This is a genomic window from Nocardia sp. SYP-A9097, from assembly GCF_009649815.1.
Lineage (GTDB): Bacteria > Actinomycetota > Actinomycetes > Mycobacteriales > Mycobacteriaceae > Nocardia.
In genome coordinates this window covers 792,315-807,214 of the sequence record NZ_WJIC01000002.1, presented here as the reverse complement: position 1 = coordinate 807,214, position 14,900 = coordinate 792,315, and the positions used below count along the sequence as shown (strand labels likewise).

Genomic DNA, 14,900 nt, shown 5'->3' with positions numbered 1-14,900 from the left:
GCCGGAACTGGAAGCCCGGTAACGGGTGCAGGTGACCGGTACTAATAGGCCGAGGACTTACCAACAAAGAAGCTACGCGTCCACTGTGCGGTATCTGAAACAACACACAGATCACCGAGAAGACAGATGAGAGAAGGGAATTCGTTCCCGGATCGGGTCTGGCTCTCTGTGTGACAGTTTCATAGAGTTACGGCGGCTATAGCGGTGGGGAAACGCCCGGTCCCATTCCGAACCCGGAAGCTAAGGCCACCTGCGCCGATGGTACTGCACTCGACAGGGTGTGGGAGAGTAGGACACCGCCGGAACATCATTCGAGAAGACCCCCAGCCTCCGGCTGGGGGTCTTTTTCGTATGTCCGAAACTTAGTTCGCGAGAGCACTGCTCTTGACTCGGAACGGTGATGCTGTAACCATGAGTGCATGACCACCGCGTCCCCTTGGGAAGTCCTGAATCTCACGCTCGCCTTTGTGCTGGAGCTCGTCGCAGTAGGAGTGATCGGGTACTGGGCGAGCCGGGCCGGGCGCAGCTCGATGACGAGGATTCTGTTCGGTGTCGGGGCGGCTGTCGCGGTCATGGTGCTGTGGGGGATGTTCGCGGCTCCGCAGGCGAGCTTCTCGGTCCCGGTGCTGGCGGTGCTCACCAAGCTCGTGGTCTTCGGTACGGCCACGCTGGCATGGTGGCGGCTCGGCCGTCGGGCGCTCGCGGTGGCCTTCCCGCTGCTCGTGATCGTGAACCTCGCGGTGATCCACTTCGGTCATCTGTCGCTCTGAAAAACCATGCGACAGAGGGGTTGTCGTGTTGGTACCGTCGTGCGAGCGATGCCGTCGGGGTGTCGTGAATCAGGAGGGAGCCGGAGATGCGTGACGCACGCACTACTGTCGCTGCCCGCCCTCGCTTCGAGGTGATCCTGGTGTCCTCGCCGGCTCGGTGCCGGCTGCGCGGCCGGTACTGAGTTACTCGGGCGACCTCTCTTTGGTTCGTCCGGAAATCGCGCTGTTCTGTATCCAGGATCAGCACGAAGGACGTAAGACCGTGCGTACCAATATTTCTCGGCAATCTCTCGATCATGTCCGTAATCTCGGCATTCTCGCGCACGTGGATGCGGGGAAGACGACTGTCACCGAGCGGATGCTCTTCCGCACCGGTATGACGCACAAGACCGGTGAGGTGCATGACGGCACCACCGTCACCGATTTCGATCCGCAGGAGCGCGAGCGCGGGATCACCATTTTCGCCGCGGCGGTGGCGTGCGAGTGGAGCGGTCACCGGTTCACGGTGATCGATACCCCCGGGCACGTGGACTTCTCGGATGAGGTGGAGCGGTCGCTGCGGGTACTCGACGGTGCGGTAGCGGTTTTCGATGCCGTGGCCGGAGTGGAGCCGCAGAGCGAATCGGTGTGGCGGCGGGCGGATCGGTATGGCGTGCCGCGGATCGCGTTCGTGAACAAGATGGATCGGGTCGGGGCCGACTTCGGCGCGGCCGTCGATTCGATTCGGGATCGACTGCATCCGATGGCATTGGCCGTGCAGCTGCCCATCGGTATGGAGGACGGGTTCACCGGTGTGGTGGATCTGGTTCGCATGCGGGCGATCACCTGGGTGGCGGGCTCACCGCTGGCAGGTGCGATTCCGGACCATCTCGCCGAGGCCGCTCGCAAGGCGCGTTTCGAACTGGAAGAGGCTGTGGCCGAGCGTCATTCGGCTGCACTGGACGAGTTCTACGCGCACTCCGGGCTCTCGGACGAGACACTTGTGCGGGCATTACGCGAGCTCACGCTGACCGGTGAGATCGTGGTGGTGCTGTGTGGTGCGGCGTACCGCGATATCGGTGTCGAGCCACTGCTGGACGCTGTCGTCGACTACCTGCCCTCGCCGCTGGATCGGCCTCCGGTGCGTGGTGCGGGGTTCGAACTGGCAGCGGATCCGGCGGAACCGCTTGCGGCACTTGTGTTCAAAGTGCAGGCGACCACAACGGGGCGGCTCACGTTCGTGCGCGTGTACGCGGGCACGCTCGGGAAAGGCGCTCAGGTACTGGATGCCGGTTCCGGGCGTATCGAGCGGATCGGCCGGATTCTGCGGGTGCAGGCCGATCGGCATGAGGAGCTGGAGCAGGCGGTGGCGGGTCAGATTGTCGCGGTGATCGGGCCGAAGCGGGCGCGCGCCGGGGCGACATTGTGCGCGCCGGATTCCGCCGTCCTGCTGGAGCCGCCGGCGATTACCGAACCGGTGGTGTCGGTGGCGGTGGAGGCGCGCACGAGTGCCGAAACCGAGCGGCTGGCAACGGCTTTGGCGCGACTGGTGGAGGAGGATCCGTCGCTGGTCGTGCGCACCGATCCGGAGTCGGGCCAGACGCTGCTGTCCGGTGTGGGCGAACTGCATCTCGAGGTGGCGGTGGAGAAGATCCGCCGCGAGCGCGGGATCGCGGTGGCGGTCGGGCGTCCGCAGGTGGCGTATCGGGAGACCGTATTGCGCGGGGTGTCCGGGTTCCGTTACCGGTATGCCAAGCAGAACGGTGGTCAGGGTCAGTTCGCGGATCTGGTGATCGATGTGGAACCCATTCCTGTCGATGCCGAGAAACTCCATGCCGCAAGCGATTTCGAGTTCCGTTCGACGGTGGTCGGTGGCCGCGTGCCCGCCGAGTATGTGCGGGCGGTGGAGGCCGGCTGTCGCGATGCCCTGACGGAGGGACCGCTCGGTGGTCATCAGGTGCTCGGCGTGCGAGTGACCCTCACTGATGGTTCGACGCATCCGGTCGACTCCTCGGAGCGGTCGTTCCGACTGGGTGGTCGTGCCGCGCTGCGGGAAGCCTTGCGAGCCGGTGAGATGGCTCTGCTCGAGCCGCTGGTCGAGTTGACGGTCACCGCACCGGAGGAGTCGCTCGGTGTGGTGCTCGGTGATATCGCCGCCCGGCGTGGTCGTGTGCTGGATTCGGTCACCCGGGGTGCGACGGTGGTGGTGACGGCGACGGCTCCGCTGGCCGAGGTGTTCGGTTACGCGACCCGTTTGCGTAGCCGCACACAGGGTCGCGGGACCTTCACCAGTCGTCCGCTCGGCTACGACAGGGCTCCGGTCCGGTAGTAGCTCGGAGGCTCGTCCGCCCGATCAGGTGGGGCCGGTCCGCGTAAACGCGGACCGGCCCCTTCTCGTTCGTATGACCCAAGGCGTCGATTGTTGTCGCGAATACGGTTACTGTTGTCGCAACAACAGAATCACCTCAGGGAAGTCAGGGCCGGTCATGATGTACTCGTTCATCGAAGAGGCAGTGATCAAAGGCGAGATCGACAAGGTTTGGGCGGTCGCGACCGATGTGGCGGCCTGGTCCGAGTGGGATCCGCACGAGGAGAAGTCGCGGATCGACGGACCGTTCGCGGCGGGCACCAAGGGCTGGGTCAAGCCCAAAGGTGCTCCGGCGGGCCCGTTTACGATTACCGCGGTCGAGCCCGGTAGATCGTGGACGAGTGAGGCGGGCATTCCGTTCGGGAAGCTGCGCGGGCATCGCACCTATAAACCGCTCGGCGACGGCACGCTGCGGGTGGCCGAGCAGGTGGAGGTCCACGGCCCGTTCGGTGCACTGTTCAAATTGATCTGGGAGAAGGCGATGCGGGCCGATATGCCGCGTACCTTCGCGGCATTGGAGCGGGAGGCGCTGCGGCGTGACTGAATCGGCGGCGGGGTCGCGCGGTATTCCGCGTGGCCCGCTCATGAGTCCGGGTTTCTGGTTGCATCACGCGGCCCTCGAATGGCGGGCGACCATGGAGCGGAATCTGCGCCCGCTCGGTTTGACGCCGACTCAGTTCAATCTGCTGGCGTCGGCGGGCTGGCTGGGGCGCGATGGTGAATTGCCGACGCAGCAGCAGGTCGCCGATATGTCCGGCGCGGATCGCATGATGGGGTCCAAGGTGATTCGCGTACTGGAGGAGCGAGGCTTGCTCATTCGCCAGCCCGATCCGGCGGACGCGCGCGTACTCCGAATCGAAATCACGGCTGCCGGAAGAGAATTGGCACGTAAAGGGGTGCGGACCGCGGTCGATACCGATCAGCAGATCTTCGGCGACTCCGGTGAGCGCCTGCGTGAGCAATTGCGACCCATTGCCGCACACCGGATTCCGGAGTGAATCACTTCACCAGGATGGCCCGGGTATAGAGCAGTGAGAAGCCGCGCCGCTGGGCGTTCTGCTGGGATTTGGAGCCGGGCTGGGTGGTGATGACGGCGATATCGCAGCCCGCCGCCGCGGCCTCGATGAGCCGGGCCGAGAGCAGCGCGGATTGGATTCCGTATCGCCGATGCGCGGGAAGTGTTGTGGCACCGGTGAGTTGGGCAATGCCCTGGGACATGCGCATACTCGCCACGCCCGCGATGCCCTGCTCGTGTATCGCGACATAGCGCTGTACCCCGGCGGCGGCGGTGAGATCGCGCATGGCGTCGGCGATGACGTCGCGCGGGAAGTCCTCGTGTGAGGCGACGCCCTGGGTGTCCGGGTGCGCGAATCCTTCGGTGACGATATCGAGCCAGATCTCGAATTCGCCTGCCCCGCTGTGCCTTATCTCGATGCCCGGCGGGGTGACGGGTTCGAGCGGTTCGGTGAGCGAGATGCCGAGCACATTCTCGTAGGAGATGAGCCGGTAGCCGCGCCCGGTGAGGAGTTCGCCGATTCCGGGATCGCCGAGGTGCGCCAATTCGACCTGTACCGGTGCGTCGCGGACGGCGAATTGCTTCTCCAGGGCCTCGAACTCGTGTTCGCCGGGGATACCGGCGAAGCCGAGTCCGGCGACCTTGTTGAGCGGGGAGCCCATGGCCGCGAAGGAGGCCACACCGCCGCCGATGGGTATGACGAATCCCGCTTCGTCGCCGAGGCGGGCGGCGGCGGCCGCGCTGCCGGTGGCGATCAATTCGGTCTCGACCCGTTCGATGCGGGCGCCGAGCTCGATATCGCAGAACAGGGGAGCGTGCTCGCTGGCCATGGCATCGAGCCTAGTTGGGTGGCGCAAGCGTTTTTCGGAGCCGCAAGCGCGGTGCGGTGTCGTGAACCGTATGGTCGGGGTGTGGCCTTTGATCATGTGGGCGGTGGTCCGAATGGACTCGTTGTCGGGTTCGACCTGGATATGACGCTGATCGATTCCCGTCCCGGTATCGCCGCGGTGTGGGATGCGATCGCCGCGGAGACCGGGGTGACGATCGATTCGGAGCTGGTGGTGTCGCGGCTGGGTCCGCCGCTGGCGGTCGAGGCGGCCGAATGGTTTCCGGAGGCGCGGGTGCCCGATGTGGTGGCGCTGTATCGGAAGCTGTACCCGGGATTGGCGATTATGCCGAGCGCTGACCTGCCGGGTGTGGTGGAGTCGCTGGCCGCCGTGCACGCGGCGGGCGGCAAGGTGCTGGTGATCACGGCCAAGAACGGTCCGCACGCGCAATTGCATCTGGATCATCTGGGCCTCGAGGTCGATGATCTGGTGGGTGGCGCGTGGGCGGAGGAGAAGGGTGCGGTGCTGCGCGAGCACGGCGCGTCCATCTATGTCGGTGATCATCTCGGTGATGTGCGCGCCGCGAAGGTCGCCGATGCAGTTTCGGTCGCGGTGACCACCGGTCCGTATGCGGCGGAGGAGCTTTCGGCCGAGGGCGCGGATGTGGTGCTGTCGGATCTCACCGCATTCCCGGCCTGGTTGCACGCATATCCGGATTCATCCCACCTTTGATTTCATGCTGATCGGAAGGGTGTTCGCGCGCCGCGTACCCGGATACCTTTGCGCTCCATGCCCGGCAGTGGCGCCGGCGAACGCAGAGGAATCAGATGAGCAAGCAGTGGTCCGGGTCGCGCCGGCTTCGGGTTTTGGCGGGTGTCGCGTCCGCGGCCATGGTGGCGGGATTGGTGTCGGCGTGCGGTGGATCGTCCGAGAACAGCGGCGACACCGTGTATTTCGGGGTTTCGGGGCCGAAGTCGGGGCAGTCCGCGGAGTACGGCCGACTGTGGCAGCAGGGGTTCGACCTGGCGCTCGACGAGATCAATGCCGCGGGCGGGATCAATGGCAAGAAGGTCGAATTGAAGTGGGAGGATTCGCAATCCGACCCGAAGCAGACCGTGCCGATCGCCACCAAGTTCGTCGGCGACAAGTCGATCATCGCCGAACTGGGCGACTTCTCCTCGCCCGCTTCGATTGCCGCGTCACCGGTGTACAACCGGGGCAAGCTGGTGCAGTACGGCTTCACCAATTCGGCGGTGGATTTCACCAAGGGCGGCGACTATTCGTGGAGTCCGTCCATCACCACCGATGTGTACCAGGAGCGCAACGCACAATGGGTGCGGGCCAAGGCCAAGAAGGTTTCGGTTGTCTATCTCGAAACCGACTGGGGTAAGCAGTCTTTCAAGTTCTTCCAGCAGTTCGCGCAGGAGAAGGGCATCGAGATCGCCTACTCCTCGGCGATCCTGCCCGATTCGCAGGACTTCCGGCCGGTGCTCATCAAGGGTCGCGATGCGAATCCAGAGGCGTTCGTGCACCTGGGTTACGGCCCGGACGGCGCGCTGATCGTCAAGCAGCTGCGTGATGTCGGGTTCGGCGGGCCGTTCTTCGGCGGCCAGAACACCCCGCAGTTCATTCAGCTGGCGGGCACCTCCGCCGAGGGCGACATTGTGAACGGTATCTACTCACCCGCCGATACCACTCCGAAGGTGCGGGACTTCACCACCAAGTTCCGCGACAAATTCCACACCGATCCGGGCGATTTCAATGTGTACGCCTATGACGCGCTGAATGTGCTGGTCAAGGCCGCCAAGTTCGGTGGCGCGACCCGCGAGGGCGTGCTGAAGGGGCTGCGCGAGATCAAGGATTTCGACGGAATCGGGTTGGGCACCTTCGCATTCGATCAGCAGACGCGGCGGCCGAGCGGAGTGAAGCCGATCGAATTGGTGCTGCGGAACGGCGCTTTCACGCCGACCGGAAATAGGTAGCCGGGAATGTTCGACACGCTGATAGCGGGTCTGGTGCACGGCAATGCGTATGCGCTCATTGCCGTGGGCATCACCCTGATTTTCGGGGTCGGCAATGTCATCAACTTCGCGCACGGTGCGATCTTTGCGTTCGGTTCGGTGCTGGGCTGGTGGCTGATCGCCCAGCACGGATTGCCGCTGTGGTTCGCGCTCATCGCGGTGGTCGGTGTGACCGCTCTGGTCGGGGTCGGTATCGATGTGCTGGCGGTGCGCCCACTGCGTCGCGCCCCGGCCATCGCGGCGCTACTGGCCACGGTGGCGGTGGGGTTGATTATCGAGAATGTGGTGGCGCTGGTGTTCGGGCCGGATACCCGGCCGTTCCCACAGGTGCTGTCCACCAATAACTTTCACGTCGGTGGGGTGCGCTTCGGCACCTCGGATGTGGTCATGTTCGGTATCACCATTTCGGTGATGTTGGGGCTGTGGGCCTTCCTGCGCTTCGGCCGGTACGGACTGGCGATTCGCGCCACCGCGCAGGATCCGGACGCGGCCGCGCAGATGGGGATCGGCGTCGGGCGCATTCAATCGCTGGCCTTCGCCATCGCATCGGGGCTGGGCGGGCTGGCGGGCATCTTCGTCGGCCTCTACAACTCGAATATCTCGCCGACCAGCGGCGGTGTCGTCGGTATGACCGGGTTCGTGGCCGCCACCATCGGCGGACTGGGCTCGATTCCCGGTGCGGTGCTGGGTGGTTTCGTGCTCGGCCTGGTGGAGGCGTTCGGTGTCTACACCTTCGGTGACGGGTATCGGGATCTGATCACCTTCGGGCTGCTGGTGGTGTTCCTGGTGCTGCGGCCGGGTGGATTGCTGGCGCGCCCGCCCGCCATCGAATCGGAGCCGCTGACCGGGACCTTCCTCGGTTCGGGACGGCAGTGGAGTATCCGCTGGTGGCATGCGCTGATCGCGTTCGCCGTTGTGGGACTGGTCATTCCGGTGGTGTCGAACGATTACGGCGTCTCGGTGGGTACGCAGATCGTGGCTTACGCGATCATCGCCGTCTCCATGACGCTGGTCGCCGGCTCGGCGGGACAGTTGGCCATCGGGCAGGCGGGGCCGATCGCCATCGGCGCGTATACCTCTGCGGTGCTGACGGTTTCACACGGCTGGTCCTTTCTGCCCGCCGTGCTGATCGCGGGAATCGTTGCGGCCGTGGTGTCTTCGGTGCTGGCCGCACCGCTGTGGCGGCTGGGCGGGCACTATGTCGCCATCGCCACCCTCGGAATCGGCATTGTGACGGTGGCACTGATCCGTAATTGGGAATCGGTGACGCGCGGCAGCTATGGGATCTTCGGGATTCCCGCACCGGAGTTGTTCGGATTCGAATTCACCACGCACACACAGATTTTCCGGCTGGAGCTGGTGGTGCTGGCGATCACCCTGGCTGTGATTCTCGGCGTACAGCGATCGCGCTTGGGCACCGCCATTCGAGCCATCGGCGCGGATGAGGTGGCGGCGCGTTCGGCGGGAGTGCCGGTGCGTGACTACAAGGCTCTCGCCTTCGCGCTGGCAGCGTTCTTCTCCGGAATCGGCGGTGCGCTGCTGGCGCACCAGTATTCGTATATCGATCCGACCGTATTCAACCTGCCGATGTCGCTGCTGGTGGTGACGATTCTGGTGCTCGGCGGGACGGCGTCACCGTATGGCGCGGTGCTCGGCGCGGCCGTATTGATCGGGGTGCCGGAAGCGCTACGGCTCGCGCCGGAACTGCGAATTGTGCTCTACGGCTTGGTTTTGCTGCTGGTCGTGCGGTTCCGGCCGCAGGGCATTCTGGTCAGGAGGGAACGTGTCCGAGTCACAGCCTGAACCGGTCTTGGCGGTCAGCGGTCTGCGGCGTTCGTTCGGTGGTGTGAAAGCTGTGGATGGATTCGAAATCACCATTGCGCCGGGCGAATTCGTCTCGATAATCGGGCCGAACGGCTCCGGGAAGTCGACCACGGTCAACCTGATATCGGGTGTCCTGAAGCCGGATGGCGGGGTGATCCTGGTGCGGGGCAAGCGGATTCGCCCGGGTCGGCCCGAGTACGCGGCGGCGGCCGGTATTGCCCGCACCTTCCAGAACGGCCGGGTATTCGGCAATATGACGGTCCGCGAGAATGTGGATGTCGGCCTGCAGACCACCCTGCGCGCGTCCCGCCCGCTGCGTGTCCTATCCGGAATTCCATTGCTGCGCTGGGTATCTCTGCTCGCGGAACTCTTTCTCGCACTGGCGCCCACACCGGCCGTGCATGCCGAGCGCAAGTCCGCCGCCGCCCACATCGACGCGCAACTCGCGCGCTTCGAAGAGCGGCTCGGCCCGCGCGCCGACCACGCCGCGTACACCCTGTCCTACGCCAATCGCCGCCGCACCGAGATCGCCCGGGCCTTGGCATCGGAACCCGATCTGTTGCTGCTCGATGAACCGGCGGCGGGTATGAACCAGACCGAAACCGCCGAAATCGGCAGGCAGCTGGCCGAATTGAAGGCACAGGGGCAGACCGTGCTGCTGGTCGAACACAAGATGGACCTGGTGCACGAGCTGTCCGATCGGGTGCTCGTGCTCGACGAGGGGCGGGTGATCGCGCAGGGAACCCCGGATGAGGTGCTGGCGGATCCACGCGTCATCGAGGCGTACCTGGGCCGTAGTCGCGCCGGGAAGGAGACCGCTCATGCCTGAATCCGATATCGTGCCGATCCTCGAATTCGACAGCGTCGTAGTGCATTACGGACCATCGCGGGCTTTGAACGAAGTATCCCTGCGGGTTCGGCCGGGCGAGATCGTTTCGCTGCTCGGCGGCAATGCGTCCGGCAAATCCACCACCATGAAAACCGCGCTGGGCCTGGTGAAACCGACCTCGGGCACGGTGCGCATCGACGGTGTGGATGTCGGCAATACGCCGCCCTCCGCGCGTATCAAGGCGGGTCTGGCCTCGGTTCCGGAGGCGCGTCGCGTCTTTCCCGCCATGACGGTGGCCGAGAACCTCTTCGTCGGCGGCTATATCCGCAAGGAACGCCGTTCGGTACTGGCCGCGCGGGCCGCGGAGATGTTCGAGCATTTCCCCCGCTTGGCGGAGCGGCGCAACCAGCGCGCGGGCACCCTCTCAGGTGGTGAGCAGCAGATGCTGGCCTTCGCGCGGGCGCTCATGAGTAAACCCCGGCTCATCTGCATGGATGAGCCCACCATGGGATTGTCGCCGCTGTTCGTGGATCGGGTGCTGGACGAAATCGCCCGGCTCAACCGGGAATTGGGGCTGGCCATCCTGATTGTCGAACAGCAGGCGGAGCTGGCGCTGAGCATCGCGCACACCGCGAATGTGCTGCGTTCGGGCGAGATCGTATTGCACGGACCCGCCGACGAACTCATCGACAATCCGGCGGTTCGCGACGCCTATCTGGGCAAGGTGACGGTGTGATCGGTCCGAAGCGTCCTACCCACACCGGATTGGAGACAGCATGACCCCGCGACATCTCGGGCTTTTCACCCGGCTGGTGCGCTCCGGCGAGAACGAGGATTCGGCCACCGTCTACCGGCACGCGCTCGAGCAATTCGAGCTGGCCGAGCGGCTCGGCTACGACGCGGCCTGGGTGGCGCAGCATCACCTGGATCCGGCGGAGGGCGGGCTGCCGTCACCGTTCGTGTTCCTGGCGCACGCGGCGGCGCGCACCCCGCGACTGCGGCTGGGCACCGCGATTGTCACCCTGGCCCTGGAGGATCCGATCCGGGTCGCCGAGGACGCGGCCGTACTCGATGTGCTCAGCGGCGGTCGACTCGAAATCGGTTTGGGCGCAGGGGGTTCCAGGCATGCCTTCGAGCTGTTCGACCTCGCCGGGGCGGATCGGCAACAGGTGTACGCCGACAAACTGGCCGCCCTGACCGCCGCCCTCGCGGGTGCGCCGCTGGTCGGCGGCCGTGCTTTGAATCCACCGGCGGGAACGCTGCGGAATCGGTTGTGGCAGGCCACCTTCTCCGCCTCGGGTGCGCGTCGTGCGGGACTGGCGGGGGATGGCTTGCTGCTGTCCAAGGCTCAGCCCCGCGATACCGCGACGGTCGGCGCGACGCTCTGGGAAATCCAGGAACCCCTGGTGGCGGCGTATCTGGCCGCACTGCCGGCGGCTGCCGAGCCCCGAATAGGAGCATCCCGAGGCGTTTTCGTGGCCGATGACCATGACACCGCGTGGGCGCTCGCCGAACGCGGTGCCGCGCGCTTCCTGGAGCAATTACGCCGCAATGGCGGTCCGGAGGTGGCGGGCACCGTCGAGGAGGTCCTGCAGGACTCCTTCGTCGGCACACCCGATGAGGTGGTCGCGAAGCTCTCGGCCGATACCGCGCTGCGGCAGGCCACCGATTTCATCGTGCAGGTGCATCCGGTCGATCCCGGCCGGGAGGCGACCCTGCGCTCCATCGAACTCATTGCCACCAAGGTTGCGCCGCAACTGGGTTGGCGGGAAGGAACGAAACAGTGACCGACAGTCTGATCGAAGGGAGTGCCGCCGCACGGGGCGCCACCCTCGATGTCATCGATGCCGTGCTGGGCGCGCACGCGGAATCGGTGCGCGAGCTTCGGCGCGAGCGACCGGCCGTCGTGGAGCACACCCGGGGCGTGTACGAAGCGCTGCTCAATGGCCCGGCCGCCGCGTCGGTGGGACGGGAGCGACTCATCGCCGCGGCGGTGGCGGTGGCCGAACTCGCCGGTGCGCCCGCGTTGGCCGCGCACTATGCCGGACTGGGAACCGTTCCGGCGCAGGGTGATCCGGTGCTGGCGGCGATTCTGCGGCATGCGGCGCTGGTGACCACCGCGCCCGCGACCGCCACTCGCGGGGATATCGACGCGCTCGCCGCCGCGGGGCTCTCGGACCGCGACATCGTGACGGTCGCTCAGCTCATCGGATACGTGCACTTCCAGGTTCGGGTATTGGCCGGACTGACTCTGATCGGAGCGGGACATGAGTGAGAACGCCACCGAGGTGCGCAGCGTCGAACCCGGCCGCCGCCCAGCGGGTTTCACCCAGGAACAGCTGGATTGGGTGCCGTGGGTGGAGCCGATCGCACTGGCCGACGCCGATGAGACCCAGGCCCCGCTGCTGGCGGGCGATCGCGGTATCGGCCCGTATTTCCGGGTGCTGGCGCGCAATGCGGAGGTGCTCGCGCACCGCAGCGGCAATGACAAGGAGATCTTCTACGGTCGCGGCGGATTGGCCCGTGCCGAACGGGAACTCGCCGCGACGGTGACCTCCCGGCACAACGGTTGCGAGTATTGCGCCTCGGTGCATTCGCGCTTCACCTCCGCACTCTCCAAACGGGCGGCGGAGGTGCAGCGGTTGCTGGACGAGGGCAATGGCGTGCGGATCGACGAAAGATGGGATGCGGTCATCGATTTCGTGGATGCGCTGGCGGCGAATCCGCCGCGCGGGGTCCCGGCGCATATCGAGCGACTGCGCGCGCAGGGCTTCAGCGACACCGAGATCCACGATCTGGTGTTGTCCGCGGCTTCGTTCTCCTGGGCCAATCGGCTTATGCTCACCCTCGGTGAGCCCGAGATTCCCGCTGGTAGGCCGAAATCTAGGGATATATCGGAAAAATTCTAGACTTTTCCTCGAAAAAGCTTCCCCCGGCTGGGTTCCGGTCGGTATGTTGCCGGTGGCAAACAGTCAGTGACGGCACTGACGCTGGTTATCGATCGGAGCACCACCCATGACCGACCTCATCTCTGACGTTCTCGTGCAGACCATCCTGAAGCTGATCGCGACCGGTTCGTCGAGCATCTCCGCCAAGTAGCCAGGCGAGTGCCACCTTTCGGCTACTGCGCGGAAGCCGAGGAGGCAGTGAGGGCCCGAACCCGGACGAGGGGGTCGGGCCCTTCGTCATGTCCGGGGGTGTGCGAAGGGCCGGCGGCGGTGATGCGCTGGCGGTTCGCGGGGTGCGAATATGCCGCGAAATAAATCCTAAAAAACTCCTGCAAAAGTATTCCGCCGAGTTCGACCGCTCTGTATCGTGTTGAACGGCAAACGATCAGTGACTTTCGGGCCAATGCGGCATCGGAATGCGATTCTCCCCCCGGATTCGCGTTCCGAACCCGGGGGCGGGTCCCCTGCCTTCACCCGCCGCCTCCGGGTGCGCCGCGGCGGCCCGAACCACTGAGCCAACTTTCGGCTATCGCGCGGGATACCGAAGGTGCAAACGAAGGGCCCGATCCATGACGAGGGGATCGGGCCCTTCGGTATTGTCTGGCGCAATGTCTCAGGAAACGAACGCGGGAAGAATGTACGCCGGGCAGCCCGTAGAAGACCGGCAACGGCAGCGTCGTGCACGTTTTCTGGAGTCCGGGCTGACGGTATTCGCGCGCGACGGATACGCGAACAGCTCCGTCGGCGCCATCTGCAAGGACGCCGGACTCTCCTCGCGGCAGTTCTACGAGGAGTTCACCGGGCGCGAATCGCTGTTGCTCGAGCTGTACGAGCAGATCGATCGCGAATCGCGGGAAGCCGTGGCGGCCACCATTGCCGATCACTCCGACGCCAGTGCCGTCGACATCATCGACGCCGCCGTACGCGCCTATATCGAGTCCATCGGGCGAGATCCGCGCAAGGCCCGGGTCGCGCTGGTCGAGGTCGTCGGCGCGGGGCCGAAGGTGGAGAAGTTCCGCCTGGAGCTGCGCCGCGCCTGGGGCGCGCTACTCGCCGGAGCCGCCGAGGATGCCGCCATGCACGGCGAAATCCCGCCCGGCGACTACGAAATGCGCGTGCTCGCCATTATCGGCGCGGTGAATTACGTGGTCGACGCCTGGAGCGGCTCCGAACCGCGGCAACCTCTCGACGAGGTCATCAGCGTGCTACGCCGCGTCATCATGGGTGCCGTCAGCGCCTAGTCACATCGCCCTCGGCTCGGTCACACCGAACCGCCTTCGGCCACACCGGTTTCTACCGTCGTGGTCGCGGCGGTCCGTGGCGTGCCCGCGAGTCCGAACGGGCCGTAGCGGCCCGTAGCGTTCGAATTGCGGGTCTGCGCGGTCTGACCCCCGCTGCGGAGTCCGCAGAGCGGCTGCGAGTACATGGGGCGGGTAAGCGGTAGCGTGCGGTGCGTGGAGACAGTGCCGATCCAGATGCCGGACGGAACAACCGTCACCGTGCGGCTGATTCCGGCGAAAGGCCCGCACCGGCATCCGATTACGCCCGATGCGCCCCGCCCGGTGGTGGTGATCGCGCCCGGGCTCGGCGTGCCGGGGGAGTACTACTCGCTGTTCGGAATCCCGCTGGCCGCACGCGGGTTCGATGTGGCTTTGCTGGAAATGCGTGGCAATGGCGACAGTCGGGAGCGCAATCGCAACGCGCCCGGCGGTTACGGCTATCAGGAATTGGTGTCGGTGGACTTCCCGGCCATGTTCCAGGTGGTGCGCGAACGCTTTCCGGACAGCACGCCGTACCTGCTCGGGCACAGTATGGGCGGGCAGCTCGGCATGCTGTACGCCTCGCGTATTCGCGGACGACTCGGCGGGCTGATTCTCGTCGCCTCCGGTACGCCGTATCACCGGGGTTATCGCGGACTCGCCGGGCCCGGGTTCCTGCTGGGCAGCGCGGCAATCTCGTTGACCGCCAACCTCGCCGGACGCTGGACGGGCGACACTATTATCGCTGGCAGCTTCGGCAGGCAGTCCCGGCTGCTCATCGAGGATTGGGCGCGGGTGGCCCGCACCGGGCGATTCCAGCCCGCGGGTGCGGATATCGATTACGAGGAACGTATCTCCCGGCTGAAGTTGCCGGTGCTGTCCATCACCATGACCGGTGACGATCTCACTCCGCCCGGCGCGGCGAGGCTGTTGCTGGAAAAACTTCCCAAGGCCGAGATCTCGACCTGGCACAACCCGGTTGCGCACGGGCACAACGGGTGGATCAGCGATCCCGGGAACACCCTCGACCGGGTCGAGAAATGGCTCCGGGACCGCTGAT

15 protein-coding genes and 1 rRNA gene are annotated in these 14,900 nt (G+C 65.6%); 15 read left to right on the top strand and 1 reads right to left on the bottom strand.

Annotated elements, in window-relative coordinates; translation table 11 throughout:
- Positions 1 to 188 precede the first annotated feature (188 nt).
- From rrf to GFY24_RS07255, 5 genes are all read left to right on the top strand, one after another.
- Positions 189 to 305 (top strand): 5S ribosomal RNA (gene rrf, locus GFY24_RS07275).
- A gap of 114 nt (positions 306 to 419) precedes the next feature.
- Positions 420 to 770 carry a YrdB family protein gene (locus GFY24_RS07270; RefSeq protein ID WP_153804115.1) on the top strand — a complete coding sequence of 117 codons (351 nt, stop codon included), beginning with the start codon at positions 420 to 422 and terminating at the stop codon, positions 768 to 770.
- Positions 771 to 1,032: 262 nt separating this feature from the next.
- A complete protein-coding gene (fusA, locus tag GFY24_RS07265; RefSeq protein ID WP_309230559.1) occupies positions 1,033 to 3,078 on the top strand; it encodes an elongation factor G in 2,046 nt (681 codons plus the stop codon).
- A gap of 157 nt (positions 3,079 to 3,235) precedes the next feature.
- Positions 3,236 to 3,661: an SRPBCC family protein gene (locus GFY24_RS07260; protein WP_194852769.1), complete on the top strand. Its 426-nt coding sequence runs from the start codon at positions 3,236 to 3,238 to the stop codon at positions 3,659 to 3,661.
- Positions 3,654 to 4,115 (top strand): MarR family winged helix-turn-helix transcriptional regulator, encoded by a 462-nt coding sequence (locus GFY24_RS07255; RefSeq protein ID WP_153804113.1) that lies wholly within the window; start codon positions 3,654 to 3,656, stop codon positions 4,113 to 4,115. Before GFY24_RS07260 ends, GFY24_RS07255 begins: the two co-directional genes overlap by 8 nt.
- A gap of 1 nt (position 4,116) precedes the next feature.
- Here GFY24_RS07255 and GFY24_RS07250 read toward each other — a convergent pair whose 3' ends face one another.
- Positions 4,117 to 4,941 (bottom strand): GNAT family N-acetyltransferase, encoded by an 825-nt coding sequence (locus GFY24_RS07250; RefSeq protein ID WP_194852779.1) that lies wholly within the window; start codon positions 4,939 to 4,941, stop codon positions 4,117 to 4,119.
- Positions 4,942 to 5,043: 102 nt separating this feature from the next.
- Between GFY24_RS07250 and GFY24_RS07245 the strand changes: the two genes are divergently transcribed.
- From GFY24_RS07245 to GFY24_RS07200, 10 genes are all read left to right on the top strand, one after another.
- The gene (locus GFY24_RS07245; RefSeq protein ID WP_309230558.1) at positions 5,044 to 5,691 is read left to right on the top strand and encodes an HAD family hydrolase; all 648 of its coding nucleotides are present in this window, start codon (positions 5,044 to 5,046) and stop codon (positions 5,689 to 5,691) included.
- Between the two features lie 95 nt (positions 5,692 to 5,786).
- Positions 5,787 to 6,941 (top strand): ABC transporter substrate-binding protein, encoded by a 1,155-nt coding sequence (locus GFY24_RS07240; protein WP_153804111.1) that lies wholly within the window; start codon positions 5,787 to 5,789, stop codon positions 6,939 to 6,941.
- Positions 6,942 to 6,947: 6 nt separating this feature from the next.
- Entirely contained in the window at positions 6,948 to 8,783 is a 1,836-nt protein-coding gene (locus GFY24_RS07235; protein WP_153804110.1) for an ABC transporter permease, read from the top strand.
- Complete coding sequence (locus tag GFY24_RS07230) at positions 8,764 to 9,633, top strand: ABC transporter ATP-binding protein (protein WP_309230557.1); 870 nt, start codon at positions 8,764 to 8,766, stop codon at positions 9,631 to 9,633. The genes GFY24_RS07235 and GFY24_RS07230 overlap by 20 nt, the downstream gene beginning before the upstream one ends.
- Entirely contained in the window at positions 9,626 to 10,369 is a 744-nt protein-coding gene (locus GFY24_RS07225; RefSeq protein ID WP_153804108.1) for an ABC transporter ATP-binding protein, read from the top strand. The genes GFY24_RS07230 and GFY24_RS07225 overlap by 8 nt, the downstream gene beginning before the upstream one ends.
- Before the next feature lie 40 nt (positions 10,370 to 10,409).
- Positions 10,410 to 11,420, top strand: coding sequence for an LLM class flavin-dependent oxidoreductase (locus GFY24_RS07220; RefSeq protein ID WP_153804107.1), 1,011 nt, complete (start codon positions 10,410 to 10,412; stop codon positions 11,418 to 11,420).
- Positions 11,417 to 11,908 carry a hypothetical protein gene (locus GFY24_RS07215; protein ID WP_153804106.1) on the top strand — a complete coding sequence of 164 codons (492 nt, stop codon included), beginning with the start codon at positions 11,417 to 11,419 and terminating at the stop codon, positions 11,906 to 11,908. Before GFY24_RS07220 ends, GFY24_RS07215 begins: the two co-directional genes overlap by 4 nt.
- The gene (locus tag GFY24_RS07210) at positions 11,901 to 12,542 is read left to right on the top strand and encodes a peroxidase-related enzyme (RefSeq protein WP_153804105.1); all 642 of its coding nucleotides are present in this window, start codon (positions 11,901 to 11,903) and stop codon (positions 12,540 to 12,542) included. Before GFY24_RS07215 ends, GFY24_RS07210 begins: the two co-directional genes overlap by 8 nt.
- Before the next feature lie 647 nt (positions 12,543 to 13,189).
- A complete protein-coding gene (locus tag GFY24_RS07205) occupies positions 13,190 to 13,822 on the top strand; it encodes a TetR/AcrR family transcriptional regulator (RefSeq protein ID WP_228566026.1) in 633 nt (210 codons plus the stop codon).
- Positions 13,823 to 14,035: 213 nt separating this feature from the next.
- On the top strand, positions 14,036 to 14,899 hold the full coding sequence (locus GFY24_RS07200) for an alpha/beta fold hydrolase (RefSeq protein WP_309230556.1): 864 nt from the start codon (positions 14,036 to 14,038) through the stop codon (positions 14,897 to 14,899).
- The last annotated feature ends 1 nt before the right edge of the window (position 14,900 follow it).